The sequence below is a fragment of the Cupriavidus sp. IK-TO18 genome (assembly GCF_015549295.1).
Lineage (GTDB): Bacteria > Pseudomonadota > Gammaproteobacteria > Burkholderiales > Burkholderiaceae > Cupriavidus > Cupriavidus oxalaticus_A.
In genome coordinates this window covers 96,703-117,738 of record NZ_JADGMP010000046.1, presented here as the reverse complement: position 1 = coordinate 117,738, position 21,036 = coordinate 96,703, and the positions used below count along the sequence as shown (strand labels likewise).

Annotated in this window: 17 protein-coding genes; 15 read left to right on the top strand and 2 right to left on the bottom strand. The window is 67.1% G+C overall.

The window, feature by feature from the left end; all coding sequences use genetic code 11:
- Positions 1-55 precede the first annotated feature (55 nt).
- On the bottom strand, positions 56-787 hold the full coding sequence (locus IPF36_RS31800; protein ID WP_195432029.1) for a class I SAM-dependent methyltransferase: 732 nt from the start codon (positions 785-787) through the stop codon (positions 56-58).
- 135 nt (positions 788-922) lie between these two features.
- On the opposite strand from IPF36_RS31800, the gene gloB reads away from it, so the two are divergent.
- From gloB to IPF36_RS31725, 15 genes are all read left to right on the top strand, one after another.
- Positions 923-1,723, top strand: coding sequence for a hydroxyacylglutathione hydrolase (gene gloB / locus IPF36_RS31795; protein ID WP_195432009.1), 801 nt, complete (start codon positions 923-925; stop codon positions 1,721-1,723).
- Between the two features lie 128 nt (positions 1,724-1,851).
- Positions 1,852-3,546: a transglycosylase SLT domain-containing protein gene (locus tag IPF36_RS31790; protein ID WP_135705537.1), complete on the top strand. Its 1,695-nt coding sequence runs from the start codon at positions 1,852-1,854 to the stop codon at positions 3,544-3,546.
- A gap of 139 nt (positions 3,547-3,685) precedes the next feature.
- A complete protein-coding gene (locus IPF36_RS31785) occupies positions 3,686-5,605 on the top strand; it encodes a propionate--CoA ligase (RefSeq protein WP_195431999.1) in 1,920 nt (639 codons plus the stop codon).
- Positions 5,606-5,751: 146 nt separating this feature from the next.
- Positions 5,752-8,106 (top strand): bifunctional salicylyl-CoA 5-hydroxylase/oxidoreductase, encoded by a 2,355-nt coding sequence (locus IPF36_RS31780; protein ID WP_195431989.1) that lies wholly within the window; start codon positions 5,752-5,754, stop codon positions 8,104-8,106.
- Positions 8,103-8,906 carry an SDR family NAD(P)-dependent oxidoreductase gene (locus IPF36_RS31775; protein ID WP_133096083.1) on the top strand — a complete coding sequence of 268 codons (804 nt, stop codon included), beginning with the start codon at positions 8,103-8,105 and terminating at the stop codon, positions 8,904-8,906. The genes IPF36_RS31780 and IPF36_RS31775 overlap by 4 nt, the downstream gene beginning before the upstream one ends.
- Positions 8,907-8,931: 25 nt before the next feature.
- A complete protein-coding gene (locus IPF36_RS31770; RefSeq protein ID WP_133096084.1) occupies positions 8,932-9,783 on the top strand; it encodes an enoyl-CoA hydratase family protein in 852 nt (283 codons plus the stop codon).
- Positions 9,784-9,797: 14 nt separating this feature from the next.
- Positions 9,798-10,967, top strand: a complete 1,170-nt coding sequence (locus tag IPF36_RS31765; RefSeq protein WP_135705535.1) for an acyl-CoA dehydrogenase family protein — start codon at positions 9,798-9,800, stop codon at positions 10,965-10,967.
- 49 nt (positions 10,968-11,016) lie between these two features.
- Complete coding sequence (locus IPF36_RS31760; RefSeq protein ID WP_195431987.1) at positions 11,017-12,711, top strand: AMP-binding protein; 1,695 nt, start codon at positions 11,017-11,019, stop codon at positions 12,709-12,711.
- Positions 12,708-13,133 carry a thioesterase family protein gene (locus IPF36_RS31755; protein ID WP_133096087.1) on the top strand — a complete coding sequence of 142 codons (426 nt, stop codon included), beginning with the start codon at positions 12,708-12,710 and terminating at the stop codon, positions 13,131-13,133. Before IPF36_RS31760 ends, IPF36_RS31755 begins: the two co-directional genes overlap by 4 nt.
- A 67-nt stretch (positions 13,134-13,200) precedes the next feature.
- Entirely contained in the window at positions 13,201-13,611 is a 411-nt protein-coding gene (locus tag IPF36_RS31750) for a RidA family protein (protein ID WP_133096088.1), read from the top strand.
- A 346-nt stretch (positions 13,612-13,957) separates the two neighbouring features.
- Positions 13,958-15,094 (top strand): glutamine-hydrolyzing carbamoyl-phosphate synthase small subunit, encoded by a 1,137-nt coding sequence (carA, locus tag IPF36_RS31745; RefSeq protein WP_133096089.1) that lies wholly within the window; start codon positions 13,958-13,960, stop codon positions 15,092-15,094.
- A gap of 36 nt (positions 15,095-15,130) precedes the next feature.
- Positions 15,131-15,802 (top strand): leucine efflux protein LeuE, encoded by a 672-nt coding sequence (gene leuE, locus IPF36_RS31740; RefSeq protein WP_133096090.1) that lies wholly within the window; start codon positions 15,131-15,133, stop codon positions 15,800-15,802.
- A gap of 100 nt (positions 15,803-15,902) precedes the next feature.
- Positions 15,903-19,151: a carbamoyl-phosphate synthase large subunit gene (carB, locus tag IPF36_RS31735; protein ID WP_195431985.1), complete on the top strand. Its 3,249-nt coding sequence runs from the start codon at positions 15,903-15,905 to the stop codon at positions 19,149-19,151.
- A 264-nt stretch (positions 19,152-19,415) separates the two neighbouring features.
- On the top strand, positions 19,416-19,892 hold the full coding sequence (gene greA, locus IPF36_RS31730) for a transcription elongation factor GreA (RefSeq protein ID WP_063238187.1): 477 nt from the start codon (positions 19,416-19,418) through the stop codon (positions 19,890-19,892).
- A 58-nt stretch (positions 19,893-19,950) separates the two neighbouring features.
- A complete protein-coding gene (locus tag IPF36_RS31725) occupies positions 19,951-20,454 on the top strand; it encodes a DUF4149 domain-containing protein (RefSeq protein WP_133096092.1) in 504 nt (167 codons plus the stop codon).
- Positions 20,455-20,505: 51 nt separating this feature from the next.
- Here the strand turns inward: IPF36_RS31725 and IPF36_RS31720 are convergent, their stop codons facing one another.
- Complete coding sequence (locus tag IPF36_RS31720) at positions 20,506-21,009, bottom strand: YhbY family RNA-binding protein (protein ID WP_133096093.1); 504 nt, start codon at positions 21,007-21,009, stop codon at positions 20,506-20,508.
- Between the last annotated feature and the right edge of the window lie 27 nt (positions 21,010-21,036).

The following is a 21,036-nucleotide window of genomic DNA, read 5'->3' as shown; positions in this document are numbered from 1 at the left end:
TGGGGGCCGGCCGCGCAGCGCGGCCGGCGCATGGGTTGTCCGCCGTGGCTCCGGCTCAGTGGTCGTCGCCGGGCGTCTTGCCGTGGGTGCCGGTGGGCGTTGCCACGGGCGTTGCCACCGGTGCCAGCGCCGGCTTGGCTTTCCACGCAGGGCCGACCAGTCGTATGTTGCGCACGCGCTTGATCGCCGAGATCATGTAGACCGCGCCGAAGATCGGCCACCAGCGGTCGCCGGCCTTTTCCATGAAGGCGGTGCGCTGCAGCCAGCGCTCGGTGCGATAGGGCGGGCAGTAGCAGCCGAAGCGGCCGCGGATGATATCGAAGCCGAGCAGCTTGAGCCAGTCCTTGATGCGCACGAAGCCGATCTGCTGCGCATCGGTCGGCAGGAAGGGCGTGGCGCCGAGCCGGTTCATGCCCTGGCGCGCGCCCCACAGGCTCATCGGGTTGAAGCAGGTGACCACCACGCGCCCTTCGGGCATCAGCACGCGCGAGACTTCGCGCAGCACTTCGTGCGGGTCTTCGGCAAACTCCAGGATATGGGGCAGGGTTACCAGGTCTACGCTCTGCGTGTCGAACGGCAGCTCGTCGAAGCGGCACAGCAGCTGGCGCGCGTCCGGATGTGCCGCGCGCGGCCCGTGCGGCCCGCTGGCCGGATCCAGCGCCAGCGCCGAGAACGGCATCCGGTTCTCGCGCAGGGTATCGACGTATGGCATGCCCAGCTGTACGGCGTGGTAGCCGAAGATGTCCGCCACGGTGCGGTCGTACTGCTGCGCTTCCCAGCGCAGCATGTACTTGCCGGGCGGCGAGGCCAGCCAGTCTTCCCAGCTTACAATCGGGCCATTGGGACCATTGGGGCCATTCAGGCCGCGCTGGCCGTACTCGCCGTTCCGGCGATTGGGACGATTGGACATAGGAGCATGCGCATGTTGAAGGTTGAGCCGATCCCGGCGTTCCAGGATAACTATATCTGGGCCATTCACGATGGGCATCATGCCGCCGTGGTCGATCCCGGCGAGTCGGCGCCGGTGGAGGAATTTCTGGCGCAGCGGGGGCTGGCTCTGGGCGCTATTGTAATCACTCACCACCACGGCGATCACCAGGGCGGCGTTGCCGGCCTGCTGGCGGCACACCCGAGCACGCCATCGGGCGCGCCGATGCCGGTGCTCGGGCCCGCCGGCGAACGTATCGGCGGACGCACCCGGGCGCTGCGCGAAGGCGACGAGGTGACACTGGCCGAGCCCCCGGTGACGTTGCGGGTGCTGGACGTACCCGGGCATACCGCCGGCCATATCGCCTATGTGGGCGACCTGGGCGAAGCGGGCCGCGCCGTGTTCTGCGGCGACACGCTGTTCGCCAGCGGCTGCGGGCGCCTCTTCGAGGGCTCGCCGGCGCAGATGCTGGCGTCGCTGGACAAGCTGGCGGGCCTGCCGGGCGACACCCGCGTCTACTGCGCCCACGAGTACACGCGCAGCAACGTGCGCTTTGCCCGGGCGGTCGAGCCGGATAATGCCGCGCTGGCGGCGTGGGAGCAGCGCGTCGATGCGCTGCGTGCCGCGGACACGCCTACGTTGCCGACCACCATCGCCCACGAGCGCGAGGTCAACCCGTTCCTGCGCTCGCGCGAGCCGTCGGTACGCGCAGCGGTGTCGGCGCACGGCGGTGCCACCGACAGCGATGCCAAGGCATTTGGCGCGCTGCGCGGGTGGAAGGACAATTTCCGCTAAATTAAAGGCAGGCCGAAAACCCTTGCGGGTCAAGGCTTTCGGGGCGCTACCTAGAAAAATCTGATTGACGCGATAGGCCGTTTTTTTTAGCATCACGCATCCTTTTAGCGTCACGATTCGAGAACTTAATGAAAATTGGTCGATTACTGGCGGTAGTTGCTTGTGCGGCGCTGCTTGCAGCCTGCGCCAGCACCCCTACGCCGCCTGACGCCGATGCCAACGGCGCGACCGCCCAGACTGCCAGGCGCCAGGATCCGCTCAATTCGCTCAGCGACAAGTCGGCGCTGTCATCCTCTTCCACCATCAATGTCGACCAGGGCGGCCTGGACTGGCTGCGCGGCCCGTCCAACGATATCTGGGACCGGATCCGGCGCGGCTTTGCCATGCAGGACCTGGAGGGCACGCTGGTCGATGACCGCACCCAGTGGTATGCGCAGCGCCCGGAATACATGGAGCGCATGGTCGGGCGGTCGAGCCGCTACCTGTACCACATCGTCGAGGAACTGGAACGCCGCAAGATGCCGACCGAGCTGGCGCTGCTGCCGTTCGTCGAGAGCGCGTTCAACCCGCAGGCCCAGTCCAGCGCCAAGGCCGCCGGCATGTGGCAGTTCATCCCCAGTACGGGCAAGTCATACAACCTGAAGCAGAACATGTTCCGCGACGAGCGCCGCGATGTGCTGGCCTCGACCGATGCCGCACTGGACTATCTGCAGCGGCTCTATGACATGTTCGGCGACTGGCACCTGGCGCTGGCCGCGTACAACTGGGGCGAGGGCGCGGTGTCGCGCGCGATCGCGCGCAACCAGGCGCGCGGGCTGCCGACCGACTACGCCAGCCTGACCATGCCCAACGAGACGCGCTACTACGTGCCGAAGCTGCAGGCGGTCAAGAACATCATCGCCAACCCGGCCATCTATGGCGTCAGGCTGCCGGAGATCCCGGACCATCCGTACTTCGTCACGGTGACCACGTCGCGCGATATCGACGTGAACCTCGCCGCCAAGCTGGCGGACATGACGCTGGAAGAGTTCAAGGCGCTGAACCCGTCGTTCAACCGCCCGGTGATCCTGGGGGCATCCAACCCGCAGATCCTGCTGCCGTTCGACAATGCCGAGCGCTTCCAGTACAACCTGAACACCTACCGCGGCGGGTTGTCGAGCTGGACCGCGGTCACGGTGGACGGGCGCGAGCGCGTCGAGTCGCTGGCGGCGCGGCTCAATGTCGATGCCGACACGCTGCGCGAAATCAACAGCATTCCCAAGGGCATGCGCCTGAAGGCCGGCTCGACCGTGATGATCCCGCGTTCGGGCCGCCACGACCAGGACATCAGCGCGAGCCTGGCCGACACCGCCATGCTGGCGATGGAGCCCGACCTGCCCGACGCGCGCCGCGTGGTGGTGCGTGCAAGCCGGCGTGATACGGTGACGTCGGTGGCGCGGCGCTACGGCGTGTCGCCGGGCCAGGTGCAGTCCTGGAACAAGCTGTCCGGCACCAAGCTGGTGGCAGGGCAGAGCCTGGTGCTGATGGTGCCGGTGCGCGGTGCCGGCGCGGTCCGCGCGGCGCGTGCCGAACGGGCCGACCGGGCCGAGCGCGAAGACCGCGCCGAGCGCGCCGAACGTGGCAGCAAGGGCAGAATCGTGCGCGTCTCGACACAGGGGGGCAAGGCCGAGCCGCGCAAGCGCATCACTGTGGAAGCCTCCCCGCGCCGCGGTACCAAGGCGGCGCCGACGGCCAAGGTGGCGCGCGAGGCCAAGGCGGCCCCGGTGAAGGCATCGGCCAAGTCCAGCGTCAAGGCCAGCAGCAAGGGCAGCAAGGCGCGCTGAGCGCAGGGCTTGAGAGCAAAAAGGCGTGCCGGCGGCACGCCTTTTTTGCATCTGCCGTGTGCATCGGCCGGGGGCGGCACCCCTCTGAATCCCGTTTCCTCCACGCCCGCGCCGGTGGCAAACTACCGTCATCATCACAATGACCGCAGACGCGGAGGAGACTGCCATGACGGCAAGCCATGCCGTGCATGCCCGTTCGCTGGCCGACCCGCAGGGGTTCTGGGCCGAACAGGCGGCACGCATCGATTGGGAAACTCCCTTCGATCAGGTGCTCGACAACAGCCACGCGCCGTTCACCCGCTGGTTCGTGGGCGGACGCACCAACCTGTGCCACAACGCGGTAGACCGCCACCTGGCGGCGCGCGCCAGCCAGCCCGCCTTGCACTGGGTTTCGACCGAAGTCGACCAGTCCCGCAGCTACTCCTATGCCGAGCTGCACGACGAGGTCAACCGCATGGCGGCGATCCTGCAGGGGCTCGGGGTGCAGAAGGGCGACCGCGTGCTGGTCTACATGCCGATGATCCCGCAGGCTGCGTTTGCGATGCTGGCGTGCGCGCGCATCGGCGCGATCCATTCGGTGGTGTTCGGCGGCTTTGCCTCGGTGAGCCTGGCGGCACGGATCGACGACGCCCGCCCGCGCGTGGTGATCAGCGCCGACGCCGGCTCGCGCGCCGGCAAGGTGGTGCCGTACAAGCCGCTGCTGGACGAGGCCATCCGGCTGTCGTCGCACCAGCCGGAGAAGGTGCTGCTGGTCGACCGCCAGCTGGCCGACATGCCGCGCACCGAAGGCCGCGATGAAGACTATGCCACCTGGCGCGACCGCGTGGCCGGCGTGCAGGTGCCATGCGCATGGCTGGAGTCCACCGAGCCGTCTTATGTGCTCTACACCTCCGGCACCACCGGCAAGCCCAAGGGCGTGCAGCGCGATACCGGTGGCTACGCGGTGGCGCTGGCCACGTCGATGGAATACATCTTCTGCGGCAAGCCGGGCGACACCATGTTCACGGCCTCGGATATCGGCTGGGTGGTCGGCCACAGCTATATCGTCTACGGGCCCCTGCTGGCCGGGATGACCACGCTGATGTACGAAGGCACGCCGATCCGCCCGGACGGCGGCATCCTGTGGCGGCTGGTCGAGCAATACCGGGTCAACCTGATGTTCAGCGCGCCCACCGCGATCCGCGTGCTGAAGAAGCAGGACCCGGCCTGGCTGACCCGCTACGACCTGTCCAGCCTGCGCCTGCTGTTCCTGGCCGGCGAGCCGCTGGACGAGCCCACCGCGCGCTGGATCCAGGACGGCCTGGGCAAGCCGGTGGTCGACAACTACTGGCAGACCGAGTCGGGCTGGCCGATCCTGGCGATCCAGCGCGGCATCGAGCCGCTGCCGCCCAAGCTGGGCTCGCCGGGCGTGCCGGCCTACGGCTACGACCTGAAGATCGTCGACGAGAACACCGGCGAGGAATGCCCGCCCAACCAGAAGGGCGTGGTCGCGATCGACGGGCCGCTGCCGCCCGGCTGCATGAGCACGGTGTGGGGCGACGATGACCGCTTCGTGCGCACCTACTGGGAGGCGGTGCCGAACCGGCTGTGCTATTCCACCTTTGACTGGGGCGTGCGCGACGAGGACGGCTATGTCTTTATCCTCGGCCGCACGGACGATGTGATCAATGTCGCCGGCCACCGGCTGGGCACGCGCGAGATCGAGGAAAGCCTGTCTTCGAACGCCGCCGTGGCCGAGGTGGCGGTGGTGGGCGTGCAGGATGCGCTCAAGGGCCAGGTGGCGATGGCGTTCTGCATCGCGCGCGATCCGGCCCGCACCGCAACGCCGCAGGAGCGGCTGGCGCTGGAAGGCGACCTGATGAAGACGGTGGAACAGCAACTCGGCGCCGTGGCGCGGCCGGCGCGGGTATTGTTTGTCAATGCGCTGCCCAAGACGCGTTCGGGCAAGCTGCTGCGGCGCGCCATGCAGGCCGTGGCGGAGGGGCGCGACCCGGGCGACCTAACCACCATCGAAGATCCGGGTGCGCTGGAGCAGATCCAGGCGGCGCTGAAGGGATGAAGGGTTGAAGCGGTCGACGGTGCGGAGTGCGTGGCGAGGCACTCCGCACCGAATGCTTGCCTTATCTCGTGATGCAATCTAATATTTGAAGCATAAAATATTTAGACATGATCTACATGACGGCACGGCCGGCAGGAGATGAAGCGATGCGAGTGCTTTGTATTGGCGGCGGCCCCGCCGGACTGTACTTCGGCCTGTTGATGAAACTGCAGGACCCGGCTAACGAAGTGATCGTGGTCGAGCGCAACCGGCCGTACGACACCTTCGGCTGGGGCGTGGTGTTCTCCGATGCCACCATGGACAACCTGAAGCAAGCCGATCCGGTGAGCGCCGACGAGATCAACGCCGCCTTCAACCACTGGGACGACATCGACATCCATATCGGCGGGCGCACCATCCGTTCCGGCGGCCATGGCTTTATCGGCATCGGCCGCAAGCGCCTGCTCAACATCCTGCAGGCGCGCTGCGAAGCGCTCGGCGTCAGGCTGGTGTTCGAGAACGATGTCACCGACGACCAGGCGCTGGCGATGCAATACCAGGCTGACCTGGTAATCGCCTCGGATGGCCTGAACAGCCGCATCCGCACCCGCTACGCCGAGACCTTCCAGCCCGACATCGATACGCGCCAGTGCCGCTTCGTCTGGCTGGGCACGCACAAGCTGTTCGACGCCTTCACCTTCGCCTTCGAGAAGACCGAGCACGGCTGGTTCCAGGCGCATGCCTACCGCTTCGACGACAACACCTCGACCTTTATCGTCGAAACACCGGAATCGGTCTGGCGCGCCGCCGGCATCGACGAGATGAGCCAGGAAGAGGGCGTGGCGTATTGCGAGAAGCTGTTTGCGCGTTACCTCGACGGCAACAAGCTGATTACCAACGCGGCGCACCTGCGCGGCTCGGCGATCTGGATCCGCTTCCCGCGCGTGATCTGCCGCCAGTGGGTGCATTGGAACACGCTGCCGGACGGTCGCCGCGTGCCCGTAGTGCTGATGGGCGATGCCGCGCACACGGCGCACTTCTCGATCGGTTCCGGCACCAAGCTGGCACTGGAAGATGCGATCGACCTGGCCGAAGAGATCCGCGGCAGCGGCCACGACGGCCTGCCTGATGCGCTGGCGCGCTATGAAGCCACGCGCGGCGTGGAAGTGCTGAAGATCCAGAATGCCGCGCGCAACTCGACCGAGTGGTTCGAGAACGTCGAGCGCTACGCCGGCAGCTTGCCGCCGGAGCAGTTCGCCTATTCGCTGCTGACGCGTTCGCAGCGCATCTCGCACGAGAACCTGCGCGTGCGCGACGCCGATTATGTGGCGCAATTCGAGCACTGGCTGGCGCAACACGCCGGCGTGCCGCAGCAAAGCCTGAAGCTGCGCGAGCATGAGCCGTTGCCGCCGATGTTCACGCCGTTCCGGCTGCGCGGCGTCACGCTGAAGAACCGCGTGGTGGTGTCGCCGATGGCGATGTACTCCTGCACCGACGGCATGCCGGGCGACTTCCACCTGGTTCACCTCGGTTCGCGCGCGCTGGGCGGCGCCGGCATGGTGGTGGCGGAAATGACCTGCGTGTCGCCCGATGCACGCATCACGCCGGGCTGCCCGGGCTTGTGGAACGATGAGCAGCGCGACGCATGGAAGCGCGTCGTCGATTTCGTCCATGCCAACAGCGATGCGCGCATCGCCATGCAGATCGGCCACTCGGGCCGCAAGGGGTCGACGCAACTTGGCTGGGAAGCGATGGACCATCCGCTGCCGCAGGGCAACTGGCCGGTGATGTCGGCCTCGCCGCTGCCGTACCTGCCCGGCGAGTCGCAGACCCCGCGCGAGATGACGCGGGACGACATGGACCGCGTGCGCGACGACTTCGTGGCCAGCGCGCGGCGCGCGGCCGAAGCGGGCTTCGACTGGCTCGAGCTGCACTGCGCCCACGGCTACCTGCTGTCGAGCTTTATCTCGCCGCTGACCAATACGCGCAACGACGAATACGGCGGCTCGCTCGCGGCGCGGCTGCGCTATCCGCTGGAGGTGTTCGAGGCCGTGCGCGCGGTATGGCCGCAGGACAAGCCGATGTCGGTGCGCATCTCGGCGCACGACTGGGTCGAAGGCGGCATCACGCCCGACGACGGCGTCGAAATCGCCCGCGCCTTCAAGGCCGCCGGCGCCGACATGATCGATTGCTCGTCGGGGCAGGTCAGCCCGGACCAGGCGCCGGTCTATGGCCGCATGTACCAGACCCCGTTCGCCGATCGCATCCGCAACGAGGCGGGCATCGCCACCATCGCCGTGGGCGCGATCTTCGAGGCCGATCATGTCGACTCGATCATCGCCGCGGGCCGCGCCGACCTGTGCGCGATCGCGCGGCCGCACCTGGCCAACCCGGCGTGGACGCTGCATGAAGCCGCGCGCATCGGCTACCGCGACATCAACTGGCCCAAGCAGTACCTGGCGGGCAAGCGGCAACTGGAAACCAATCTCGAACGCGCCGCGGCGCAGGAGAAGCAGGCTTGACGGGCAGCATGGCGACACTGGCCGGCAGGCACGCGCTGGTCACCGGCGGCGGGCGCGGCATCGGCGCAGCGATCGCGCGGCGGCTGCTGGCCGACGGCGCCAGCGTCACGCTGCTGGGGCGCGATGCCGGCACGCTGCAAGCGACGGTGCAAGTCCTGCGCGAGCAGGCACCGGCAGGCGCCAACGTTTCGTTCGTCACGGCCGATATCGCCGATGCCGGCAGCGTAGCGCGCGCCTTTGCCGCGGCCACGGAGCAGGCTGGTCCGGTATCGATGCTGGTCAACAACGCCGGGCAGGCGCACAGCGCCCCCTTCATGAAGACCGATGCCGCGCTGTGGCAGCGCATGCTCGACGTGAACCTGACCGGCACCTTCCTGTGCACGCAGGCCGCACTGCCTGCGATGCTCGAAGCCGGCTGGGGCCGCATCGTCAACGTGGCCAGCACCGCCGGGTTGATCGGCTACGGCTACGTCAGCGCCTATTGCGCGGCCAAGCATGGCGTGATCGGACTGACGCGCGCGCTGGCGCTGGAGACCGCGGCCAAGGGCGTGACCGTCAACGCGGTTTGCCCGGGCTACACCGAGACCGATATCGTGCGCGACGCCGTCGCCAACATCGTCGGCAAGACCGGCCGCAGCGAGGACCAGGCGCGCGCCGAACTGGCCGCGCGCAACCCGCAGCGGCGACTGGTGCAACCCGAGGAGGTGGCCGACGCCGTGGCATGGCTGTGCCAGCCGTCCGCCGGCGCGATCACCGGGCAGGCGATCCCGGTGGCCGGCGGCGAAGTGATGGCGGGCTGACAAGACAAGGACCTGAGAGAGAACCATGACTGAAATCGCACTCGACATGCGCCACCACAAGCGCAGCTTTGCCGGCTACGAACCGCGGCACTTCCTGTGGTCGGTGTCCGACGACGGCAAGGTCGGCACCATCACGCTGAACCGGCCGGAGCGCAAGAACCCGCTGACGTTCGACTCCTATGCCGAGCTGCGCGACCTGTTCCGCGCGCTGTGCTACGCCAGCGACATCAAGGCGGTGGTGGTCACCGGCGCCGGCGGCAATTTCTGCTCGGGCGGCGACGTGCACGAGATCATCGGGCCGCTGACGCAGATGACCATGCCCGAACTGCTCGACTTCACGCGCATGACCGGCGACCTGGTCAAGGCGATGCGCGCGTGCCCGCAGCCTGTGATCAGCGCGGTCGACGGCATCTGTGCCGGCGCGGGCGCGATGATGGCGCTGGCTTCGGACATGCGGCTGGGCACGGCGCAAGCCAGGACCGCGTTCCTGTTCGTGCGCGTTGGGCTGGCTGGCGCCGACATGGGCGCGTGCTCGCTGCTGCCGCGCGTGATCGGACAGGGGCGTGCCAGCGAGCTGCTCTATACCGGCCGCGCCATGAACGCGGAGGAGGGGCTGCAGTGGGGCTTCTTCAATGCGCTGCATCCGTCCGAGGCCGTGCTGGCACAGGCGCAGGCACTGGCCGCGCAGCTCGCCGCCGGGCCGACCTTCGCCCACGGCGTGACCAAGAAGCTGCTGCACCAGGAATGGAACATGGGGCTGGACGAGGCCATCGAAGCCGAAGCCGAAGCCCAGGCCATCTGCATGCAGACGCGCGATTTCCGCCGCGCCTACGATGCCTTCGTGGCCAAATCGAAGCCGGTGTTCGAAGGCGACTGAGCCAGGGAGCCGCGATGTCAGACAAGACCTATCTCGACCTGCCGCTGTTCGACGACGCGCACCGCACGCTGGAGCGCGAGCTTGACGCCTGGTGCGCGCAGCACCTGCATGTCGACCACGGCGATGCCGATGCCGCCTGCCGCGCCCTGGTGCGCCAGCTCGGCGAAGCGGGCTGGCTGCGCTATTGCGTGCCGGCCACGCACGGTGGCGCGTTGCCCGCGCTCGACTCACGCTCGCTGTGCCTGCTGCGCGAGACGCTGGCGCGCCATGACGGCCTGGCCGACTTTGCCTTCGCGATGCAGGGGCTGGGCTCGGGCGCGATCTCGATTGCCGGCAGCGAAGCGTTGCGCGCGCAATACCTGCCGCGCGTGGCGCGCGGCGAAGCGATCGCCGCCTTTGCCCTGTCCGAGCCCGAGGCCGGTTCCGATGTCGCGGCGATGCAATGCAGCGCGCGGCTGTCGGAAGACGGCAAGCACTATGTGATCGACGGCACCAAGACCTGGATCTCCAATGGCGGCATCGCGGACTTTTATTGCGTGTTCGTGCGCACCGGCGAAGCGCCGGGCGCGCGCGGCATCTCGGCCTTCGTGGTCGATGCCGACACGCCGGGCCTGACCATCGCCGAGCGCATCGACGTGATCGCGCCGCACCCGCTTGCCACGCTGCGCTTCGACAACTGCCGCGTGCCGGTCGGCAACCGGCTGGGCGAGGCGGGGCAGGGCTTCAAGGTGGCGATGATGACGCTCGACATCTTCCGCGCCTCGGTGGCGGCGGCTGCATTGGGCTTCGGGCGCGCCGCGCTGGACGATGCGCTGGCGCGTGCCTGCGAGCGGCCGATGTTCGGCGGCGTGCTGGCCGACCTGCAACTGACGCAGGCCGCCATCGGCGACATGGCAACGGCCATCGACGCGGCCGCGCTGCTGACCTATCGCGCGGCCTGGCTGCGCGACGTCAGGAAAGAGCGCACCACGCGCGAAGCGGCGATGGCCAAGATGGTCGCGACCGAGAACGCGCAGCAGGTCATCGACCGCGCGGTGCAGATGTTCGGCGGCCTCGGCGTCAAGGTCGGCACGCGCGTGGAAAGCCTGTACCGCGAGATCCGCTCGCTGCGCATCTATGAAGGCGCCACCGAGGTGCAGAAGCTGATCATCGCCCGCGAAACACTGGCCGGCCGGAAGGCCTGAGCCATCCGACCGGAACTGCCGTACCGACAGAGCAGACAGGAGACAAGCCATGGCGACCACCGCCCACCTCGATACCTTCGCCCGCGACCGCCTGCCGCCGCCCGAGCAGTGGCCGGTGTTCCGCTTCAATGCCGACACTGACTACCCGGCGCGGATGAACTGCGCGGTGGAACTGGTCGATCGCCACGTGCGCGAAGGTCGCGGCGAGCGCATCGCCATTCGCCATCGCCCTGCGAGTCAAGCAGGCCAGGCGGGCCAGATCGAGACGGTCACCTACGCGCAACTGGCGGCGCTGGTCAACCGCATCGCCCATGTGCTGGTCGAGGACATGGCGCTGGTGCCCGGCAACCGTGTGCTGCTGCGCGGGCCCAACAACCTGATGATGGCCGCAAGCTGGCTCGCCACCATCAAGGCCGGCCTGATTGCCGTGCCGACCATGCCGCTGCTGCGCGCCAGGGAACTGAAGCAGGTCATCGACAAGGCGCAGGTCACCGCGGCGCTGTGCGATGCGCGGCTGCGCGAGGACCTCGACGCCAACCAGCGCCCCGGCGGCGCATACCATTGCCCGACCCTGGCGCGCGCGCTGTATTTCAACGGCACCGGCGAGGGTTCGCTGGAAGCCGCGATGGCGGGCAAGCCCGACAGCTTCGATGCCTGCGACACCGCCAGCGACGATATCTGCCTGATTGCCTTCACCAGCGGCACCACCGGACAGCCCAAGGGCACCATGCATTTCCACCGCGACGTGCTGGCCATGTGCGACCTGTTCCCGCGCCATGTGCTGCGCTCCGTGCCGGACGATATCTTCTGCGGCACGCCGCCGATCGCCTTCACGTTCGGGCTGGGCGGCATGCTGTGCTTTCCGTTGCGCATCGGCGCCAGTACGGTGCTGGCGGAGAAGCTCACGCCGGAATCGCTGCTGGAGCTGATCCACGACTTCCGCGCCACCATCGTCTTCACCGCGCCCACGTTCTACCGGCAGATGGCGGCGCTGGCGCCGCGCTTCGATATCTCCAGCCTGAGGCATAGCGTATCGGCCGGCGAGGCGTTGCCGGACGCCACGCGCCAAGGCTGGAAGGCCGCTACCGGCATCGAGATGACCGACGGCATCGGCGGCACCGAAATGATGCATATCTTTATCTCCAGCGCCGGTGCCGAGGTCAGGCCGGGTGCCATTGGCAAGGTGGTGCCCGGCTACGTGGCGCAGATCGTCGACGACGAGATGCGGCCGCTGCCTCCGGGGCAGGTGGGCAAGCTGGCGGTGCAGGGCCCGACCGGCTGCCGTTACCTGGACGACCCGCGCCAGGCCAACTACGTGAAGGCGGGCTGGAACCTGCCGGGCGATACCTTCACGGTCGACGCAGACGGCTATTACTTCTACCAGGCGCGCTCCGACGACATGATCATCTCGGCCGGCTACAACATCGCCGGCCCCGAGGTGGAGAGCACGCTGATGCAGCACGAATCGGTGGCCGAGTGCGGCGTGGTCGGCGCACCCGACGACGGGCGTGGGCAGGTGGTCATGGCCTACGTGGTGCTGCGCGAGGGCGTGCCCGCGGACGACGCCACGCGCACCGCGCTGCAGGACTACGTCAAGCGCCAGATCGCGCCGTACAAGTATCCGCGCCGCATCGAGTTCGTGCCGGCGCTGCCGCGCACCGAGACCGGCAAGCTGCAGCGCTTCCGGTTGCGCCAGATGGCGGAGCAGGGCAATGGCGGCAACCACGGTGGGAGCAAATCATGAGCCCGGTCTTCCGCAGCACCGTCCTGGTGCGCTTCAAGCACTGCGACGCGGCCGGGATCGTGTTCTACCCGCGCTACTTCGAGATGCTCAACGACTTCATCGAAGACTGGTTCGGCGAAGCGCTGGGCTGGCCCTTCGACGTCATGCACGGCGAGGGCCGGGCCGGCGTGCCGACCGCGGAGCTGGAATGCCGCTTCCTGGCGCCGAGCCGGCTGGGCGAGGTGCTCACGCGCGAACTGCGCGTGCTCAAGCTCGGCCAGTCCAGCTTCACGCTGGCGATCCGCTTTGCCGGCCCGCACGACGATACCCGCATGGAAGTGACGCAGCGGCTGGTCTGCGTCGACACCGGCTCGATCGCGCCGCAGCCGTTGCCGGAGGCCGTGCGCCAGGCCATGGCGGCCTACCTGGTGGCAACGGCCTGACTGGCCGGCTACCGCATTCCCGACCGAATTCCCGATCCATCAATCAGAAAGCAAAAGGACATCAACCATGAAAATCCTGCAGCCGCCCGACTGGGCGCCCCCGCGTGGCTACGCCAACGGCATGATGGCCGAGATCCAGGCCGGCAGCCGCCTGCTCTTTGTCAGCGGCCAGATCGGCTGGAACGGCAAGTGCGAGTTCGAGACCGACGATTTCGGCCTGCAGGTGGCGCAGGCGCTGCGCAATGTGGTCGACGTGCTGGCCGCCGGCGGGGCGAAGCCTGAACATATCGCGCGCATGACCTGGTATGTGAAGGACAAGGCGGAATATGTCGGTGCCTATGGGGCGATCGGCCAGCACTACCGCGCCATCATTGGCCGGCACTTTCCGGCGATGACGGCGGTCGAGGTGGCCGACCTCGTCGAGCCGCGCGCCAAGGTGGAAATCGAGGTGACGGCGGTCGTGCCGCCGGATGCGTAACGGGGTCTGCACACCGCCGGACCTGGGCGCGGGCACCGGCGGGCCGGGTGCCCGCGGCGGCGCCCGTGTGATGCAAGTCCTTGAAAACTTGAGAAATTGGGTGGCGCGGGATATAATTCAAAAGTTTCGCTTTCAGAACCCTTCACCCTAGCGCCAACCGCTTTCCACCTTCCGCCGCCCCCATCCGCGCCGCCTTTGCCGTTCGCACCTGATGTGATGCAAAGAGCATGCCGCGACCGGATCCGACCGCATCGGCGCAATGCCGCTGCCGACGTCACGGATCCAGCCTGGGAGGCACGAGGCGTCGATTGGTCGGTCACGGGGTGAGTCCAGCAGGAGCCTACCCGTGTTACCGTCTTTTCCGTCCGCCATTCTCGCGCTAGCAGACGGCACGGTCTTTCGTGGCTATTCCATTGGCGCTTCCGGCCATACCATCGGTGAAGTGGTGTTCAACACCGCCATCACCGGTTACCAGGAAATCCTCACCGACCCGAGCTATTCGCGGCAGATCGTCACGCTGACGTATCCGCATATCGGCAACTACGGTGTCAATCCTGAGGATGTCGAAGCCACGAAAGTCCATGCCGCCGGCCTGATCATCAAGGATCTGCCGATCCTGGCCTCCAATTTCCGCAAGGAACACACCCTCGCGCACTACCTGAAGCAGGAAAAGGTGGTGGCGATCGCCGGCATCGATACCCGCAAGCTGACCCGCATCCTGCGCGAGAAGGGCGCCCAGAACGGCTGCATCCTGGCCGGCGAGGACAACGTGCAGAAGGCCATCGACCTGGCCCGCTCGTTCCCCGGCCTGGCCGGCATGGACCTGGCCAAGGTGGTCTCGGTCAAGGAACCGTACGAGTGGACCCAGTCCGAGTGGGCGCTGGGCGAAGGCTACGGCAAGCAGGACAAGCCGCAGTTCCACGTGGTTGCCTATGACTACGGCGTCAAGTTCAACATCCTGCGCATGCTGGCCGAGCGCGGCTGCAAGGTGACGGTGCTGCCGGCCCAGGCCACCGCCGCCGACGCGCTGGCGCTGAATCCGGACGGCGTGTTCCTGTCCAACGGCCCCGGCGACCCGGAGCCGTGCGACTACGCCATCGCCGCCACGCGCGAGTTCATCGAGCGCGGCATCCCGACCTTCGGCATCTGCCTGGGCCACCAGATCATGGCCCTGGCCGTCGGCGCCAAGACGCTGAAGATGAAGGCCGGCCACCACGGCGCCAACCACCCGGTCAAGGACCTGGAGGATGGCCGCGTGATGATCACGTCGCAGAACCACGGTTTCGCGGTCGATGCCGACACGCTGCCCGCCAACGCGCGCGTGACCCACGTGTCGCTGTTCGACGGCACGCTGCAGGGCTTCGCGCTGACCGACAAGCCGGCGTTCTGCTTCCAGGGTCACCCGGAAGCCTCGCCTGGCCCGAACGACGTGGCTTACCTGTTCGACCGCTTCATCCAGCACATGACCGACGCGCGCAAGTAAGCGCGACCGGAACAGCGCTGGACCAAGGGACATCCCATGAACGCCTTCATGCAAACCGCCTTCGGCATCACCGATTTCTGGACCTACCTGCTCGGCACGATCTTTATCGTGCTGCTGCCGGGGCCGAACTCGATGTACGTGCTGTCGGTGGCGGCGCAGCGCGGCGTGCGCGCCGGCTACAAGGGCGCGTGCGGGGTGTTCCTGGGCGATTTCGTGCTGATGGTGCTGTCGGCGGCGGGCGTGGCCTCGCTGCTGAAGGCCAGCCCGGCGCTGTTCTACGTGGTGAAGTACATCGGTGCGGCCTACCTGGCGTGGATCGGCTTCAGCATGCTGCGCGGCGCGGTGCGCAACTGGGCCGCGCGCGGCGATGCGGCCGCGACTGCGCCCGTGGGCAAGGCCGACCAGTCCGACCCGTTCCGCAAGGCGTTGCTGATCAGCCTGCTGAACCCGAAGGCGATCCTGTTCTTCATTTCGTTCTTCATTCAGTTCGTCGATCCGGCCTTCGCCTATCCGGCGCTGTCGTTCTCCGTGCTGGGTGTGGTTGCCCAGCTATGCAGCTTCGCCTACCTGACCACGATCATTTTCGTGGGCGCGACGCTGGCCGATGCGTTCCGGCGCCGCCGGCGCCTGTCGGCGGGCATGTCGAGCGGGGTGGGCGCGATGTTCATCGGCTTCGGCGCCAAGCTGGCCACGGCCACCATGAACTAACCGCAGCGGCGGACAGACTGACATTTTCGAATCCCGACGGATTCCCTGATTACCGGCGCGGCCCGCATGCAAGCGGGCCGGCCCATAAAGAGAGCGTGCAATGCCAAAACGCACAGACATCAAGAGCATCCTGATCATCGGCGCGGGCCCCATCATCATCGGCCAGGCGTGCGAGTTCGACTATTCCGGCGCCCAGGCCTGCAAGGCCCTGCGCGAAGAAGGCTTCAAGGTCATCCTGGTCAATTCGAATCCGGCGACCATCATGACCGACCCGGCCACGGCCGACGTGACCTACATCGAGCCGATCACCTGGGAAGTGGTCGAGCGCATCATCGAGAAGGAGCGCCCCGACGCGATCCTGCCGACCATGGGCGGCCAGACCGCGCTGAACTGCGCGCTGGACCTGCACCGCCACGGCGTGCTGGACAAGTACAAGGTCGAGCTGATCGGCGCGTCGCCCGAGGCCATCGACAAGGCCGAAGACCGCCAGAAGTTCAAGGACGCGATGACCAAGATCGGCCTGGGCTCGGCCAAGTCCGGCATCGCCCACTCGATGGACGAAGCCGTGGCCGTGCAGGGCCGCATCGCCCAGGAAACCGGCACCGCCGGCTACCCGATCGTGATCCGTCCGTCGTTCACGCTGGGCGGCACGGGCGGCGGCATCGCCTACAACCGCGAGGAATTTGAAGAGATCTGCAAGCGCGGCCTGGACCTGTCGCCGACGCGCGAGCTGCTGATCGAGGAATCGCTGCTGGGCTGGAAAGAGTATGAGATGGAAGTCGTCCGCGATAAGAAGGACAACTGCATCATCATCTGCTCGATCGAGAACCTGGACCCGATGGGCATCCACACCGGCGACTCGATCACCGTGGCCCCGGCCCAGACCCTGACCGACAAGGAATACCAGATCCTGCGCAACGCCTCGCTGGCCGTGCTGCGCGAGATCGGCGTGGACACCGGCGGCTCCAACGTGCAGTTCTCGATCAACCCGAAGGACGGTCGCATGATCGTCATCGAGATGAACCCGCGCGTGTCGCGTTCGTCGGCGCTGGCCTCCAAGGCAACCGGCTTCCCGATCGCCAAGGTCGCGGCCAAGCTGGCCGTCGGCTACACGCTGGACGAGTTGAAGAACGAGATCACTGGCGGCGCGACGCCGGCGTCGTTCGAGCCGTCGATCGACTACGTGGTCACCAAGGTGCCGCGCTTCGCCTTCGAGAAGTTCCCGCAGGCGGACAGCCACCTGACCACCCAGATGAAGTCGGTGGGCGAGGTGATGGCGATGGGCCGCACCTTCCAGGAATCGTTCCAGAAGGCGCTGCGTGGCCTGGAAGTGGGCGTGGATGGCCTGGACGAGAAGTCGACCGACCGCGACGAGATCGTCGAGGAAATCGGCGAAGCGGGTCCGGACCGCATCTGGTATGTCGGCGATGCGTTCCGCATCGGCATGTCGCTGGAAGAGGTCTACAGCGAGACCGATATCGATCCGTGGTTCCTGGCCCAGATCGAAGACATCGTCAAGACCGAAGGCCTGGTCAAGGCACGCACGCTGGAAAGCCTGTCGGCCGCCGAACTGCGCCACCTGAAGCAGAAGGGCTTCTCCGACCGCCGCCTGGCCAGGCTGCTGAAGACCGACGCCCGCGCCGTGCGCGAAGCGCGCATCGCCCACAAGGTACGCCCGGTCTACAAGCGCGTGGATACCTGCGCGGCCGAGTTCGCCACCAACACCGCCTACATGTACTCGACCTATGAGGCCGAGCATGGCGAGTGCGAAGCCAACCCGACCGACAAGAAGAAGATCATGGTGCTGGGCGGCGGCCCGAACCGGATCGGCCAGGGCATCGAATTCGACTACTGCTGCGTGCACGCCGCGCTGGCGCTGCGCGAAGACGGGTACGAGACCATCATGGTCAACTGCAACCCGGAAACCGTGTCGACCGACTATGACACCTCGGACCGCCTGTATTTCGAGCCGGTGACGCTGGAAGACGTGCTGGAGATCGTCGCGATCGAGAAGCCGGTCGGCGTGATCGTGCAGTACGGTGGCCAGACCCCGCTGAAGCTGGCACTGGACCTGGAAGCCAACGGCGTGCCCATCATCGGTACCAGCCCCGACATGATCGACGCCGCGGAAGACCGCGAGCGCTTCCAGAAGCTGCTGCAGGACCTGGGCCTGCGCCAGCCGCCCAACCGCACCGCGCGTGCCGAGGACGAAGCGCTGCGCCTGGCCGAAGAGATCGGCTACCCGCTGGTGGTACGCCCGTCGTACGTGCTGGGCGGCCGCGCGATGGAAATCGTGCACGAGCCGCGCGACCTCGAGCGCTACATGCGCGAGGCCGTCAAGGTGTCGAATGACTCCCCGGTGCTGCTGGACCGCTTCCTGAATGACGCTATCGAGTGCGATGTCGACGCCCTGAGCGACGGCAAGCGCGTGTACATCGGCGGCGTGATGGAGCACATCGAGCAGGCCGGCGTGCACTCGGGCGACTCCGCCTGCTCGCTGCCGCCGTACTCGCTGTCGGCCGAGACCGTGGCCGAACTGAAGCGCCAGACCGCCGCCATGGCCAAGGCGCTGAACGTGGTCGGCCTGATGAACGTGCAGTTCGCTATCCAGCATAACAACGGTGTCGACACCGTCTATGTGCTCGAAGTGAACCCGCGCGCTTCGCGTACGGTGCCGTACGTGTCCAAGGCCACCGGCATGCAGCTGGCCAAGATCGCCGCGCGCTGCATGGCCGGCCAGTCGCTGGACGAGCAGGGCATTACCGACGAGGTGGTGCCGCCGTACTACAGCGTCAAGGAAGCCGTGTTCCCGTTCAACAAGTTCCCGGGTGTCGATCCGGTCCTCGGACCTGAAATGCGCTCCACCGGTGAAGTGATGGGCGTGGGCAAGACCTTCGGCGAGGCACTGTTCAAGAGCCAGCTGGCAGCGGGTTCGCGCCTGCCGGAAAAGGGCACCGTGCTGATCACCGTGAAGGACAGCGACAAGCCGCGCGCGGTTGCCGTGGCCCGCATGCTGCACGACCTGGGCTACCCGATCGTCGCCACCCGCGGCACCGCGTCGGCCATCGAGGCCGCCGGCATCCCGGTCAAGGTGGTGAACAAGGTCAAGGACGGGCGTCCGCACATCGTCGACATGATCAAGAACGGCGACCTGGCGCTGGTGTTCACCACCGTCGACGAGACCCGCGGCGCGATCGCGGACTCGCGTTCGATCCGTACCTCGGCGCTGGCCAACCGCGTGCCTTACTACACCACCATCGCCGGCGCCAGCGCCGCGGTGGAGGGCCTGAAGCACATGCAGAGCCTGGAGGTCTATGACCTGCAAGGCCTGCACGGCACGCTGGCGTAAGCCACGCTGCACATTGCCATCCCGCCGGGCGCTCGCGTCCGGTCAAAGGGACGGCAAGGCCCGGAAGCCCGCCGGTGTTGATGCCGGCGGGCTTCTTGGCCTAAACTACGTCAAATTCATCGATCGAATCGGCCTGGCACCAGTGCATGCAGTGTGCGGCCCTTCGGTCCTGTCTGAAAGCCGCGGTTGAGCGGAAGTGCCCTGGCAGGTATTGCCAGGATGGCTCCTGCTCCGCTGCGGCTCATTTTTTTGTTGAACGAAGACATGAGCACCATTCCGATTACCAAGCGTGGCGCCGAACTGCTCAAGGAAGAGCTGCAGCGCCTCAAGGCTGTCGAGCGTCCGGCGGTGATCAATGCCATCTCCGAAGCACGCGCTCAAGGCGACCTTTCCGAAAACGCCGAATACGACGCTGCCAAGGAAAAGCAGGCCTTTATCGAAGGCCGCATCCTGGAAGTGGAGTCCAAGCTGTCGACCGCGCAGGTCATCGACCCGACCCAGCTGGATACCGACGGCCGCATCGTCTTTGGCGCGACCGTTGACCTGGAAGACCTGGAGTCCGGCAGGCCGGTCAGCTACCAGATCGTGGGCGATGACGAGGCCGACCTCGACACCGGCAAGATCTCGGTCAGCTCGCCGATCGCGCGTGCGCTGATCGGCAAGTTCGAAGGCGACGTCGCCACCGTGCTGGCCCCTGGCGGCGAGCGCGAGTACGAAGTCATTACCGTCCGCTATATCTGAGGCCGGTCGGGCCGGGTATGGCGCTCGCCCGCCATCCGGCCCCCGGAAAGACCGGCACGTGTTCTCTTCTTCCTATAACAGCCTGCCGCCGCTGCCGCACCGGCTATTCCTGCTGCTGACGGTGGTGTGGGCGGGCAGCCTGTGGACGGTTGGCTACATGGTGGCGCCGACGCTGTTCTCGGTACTGCCCAGCCGCGAGATGGCTGGCATGATCGCAGGTCACCTGTTTCATACCGAAGCCATCATCGGCGTGACCATCGGCGTGCTGCAGCTGGTGCTGTGCAACGTGATGATCCGCCGCGGCGCCAACCGCTATCGCAGCCTGCGCTGGCTGGTGCTCGGCATGCTGTGCTGCGTACTGGTCGGCTACTTCGGCATCCAGCCGTTCATGGGGAGCCTGAAGGAAAAGGCGCAGGCGCTGGGGCTGGGGGTTTCGGAATCGCCTTACCGGGCACAGTTCGGCATGCTGCACGGCGCGTCGAGTGCTTTCTACCTGCTGCAAAGCCTGCTCGCGCTGGTGCTGGTGTGGCGCGCTTCGGCGCCGCGTTCGGCCGGGGAGTGAGTGGAGTGCTGCGGCCACCTGGCGGTGGCCGCAATAGAAGCAGCGGGCGGATCAGCCCAGGGCTTTCTTCTTCTGGCTGGTCGGCCGCGCGCGCGCGCGCTTGACGTTGCCGCCGGCCGTGACGCGCTCGTTGCCGAGTACGGTCACTTCCTTGCGGGTCGGGCGACGGTTCGGTGCGGCGCTGGGCTTCTTGACCGTCACCGTGCGCGGCGCGGCGCCGCCACGGCGGGCCGGGGCAAGGCGGCCCAGGCTATCCGGCTGGTTTTCCTTCAGGCGTGCCTCGCCCGGGCGCCAGACCACCAGCAGCTTGCCGATGTGCTGGATCGGCGCGGCGTGCAGCGCGTCACAGATTTCTTCGTAGATGGCAATGCGCGCGTCGCGGTCATCGCCGAACACGCGGATCTTGATCAGGTCGTGCGCAGCCAGGCTGCGGTCGATTTCGGCCAGTACGGCGCGGGTCAGGCCCTCGGCGCCGACCATGACGACCGGGTTCAGGGCATGGGCACGGGAGCGCAGTTCGGAGCGCTGGGCGGGAATCAGTTGTAGTGCAGGCATAGGTTGGCGCCGGTGGCGCTGGAGTTT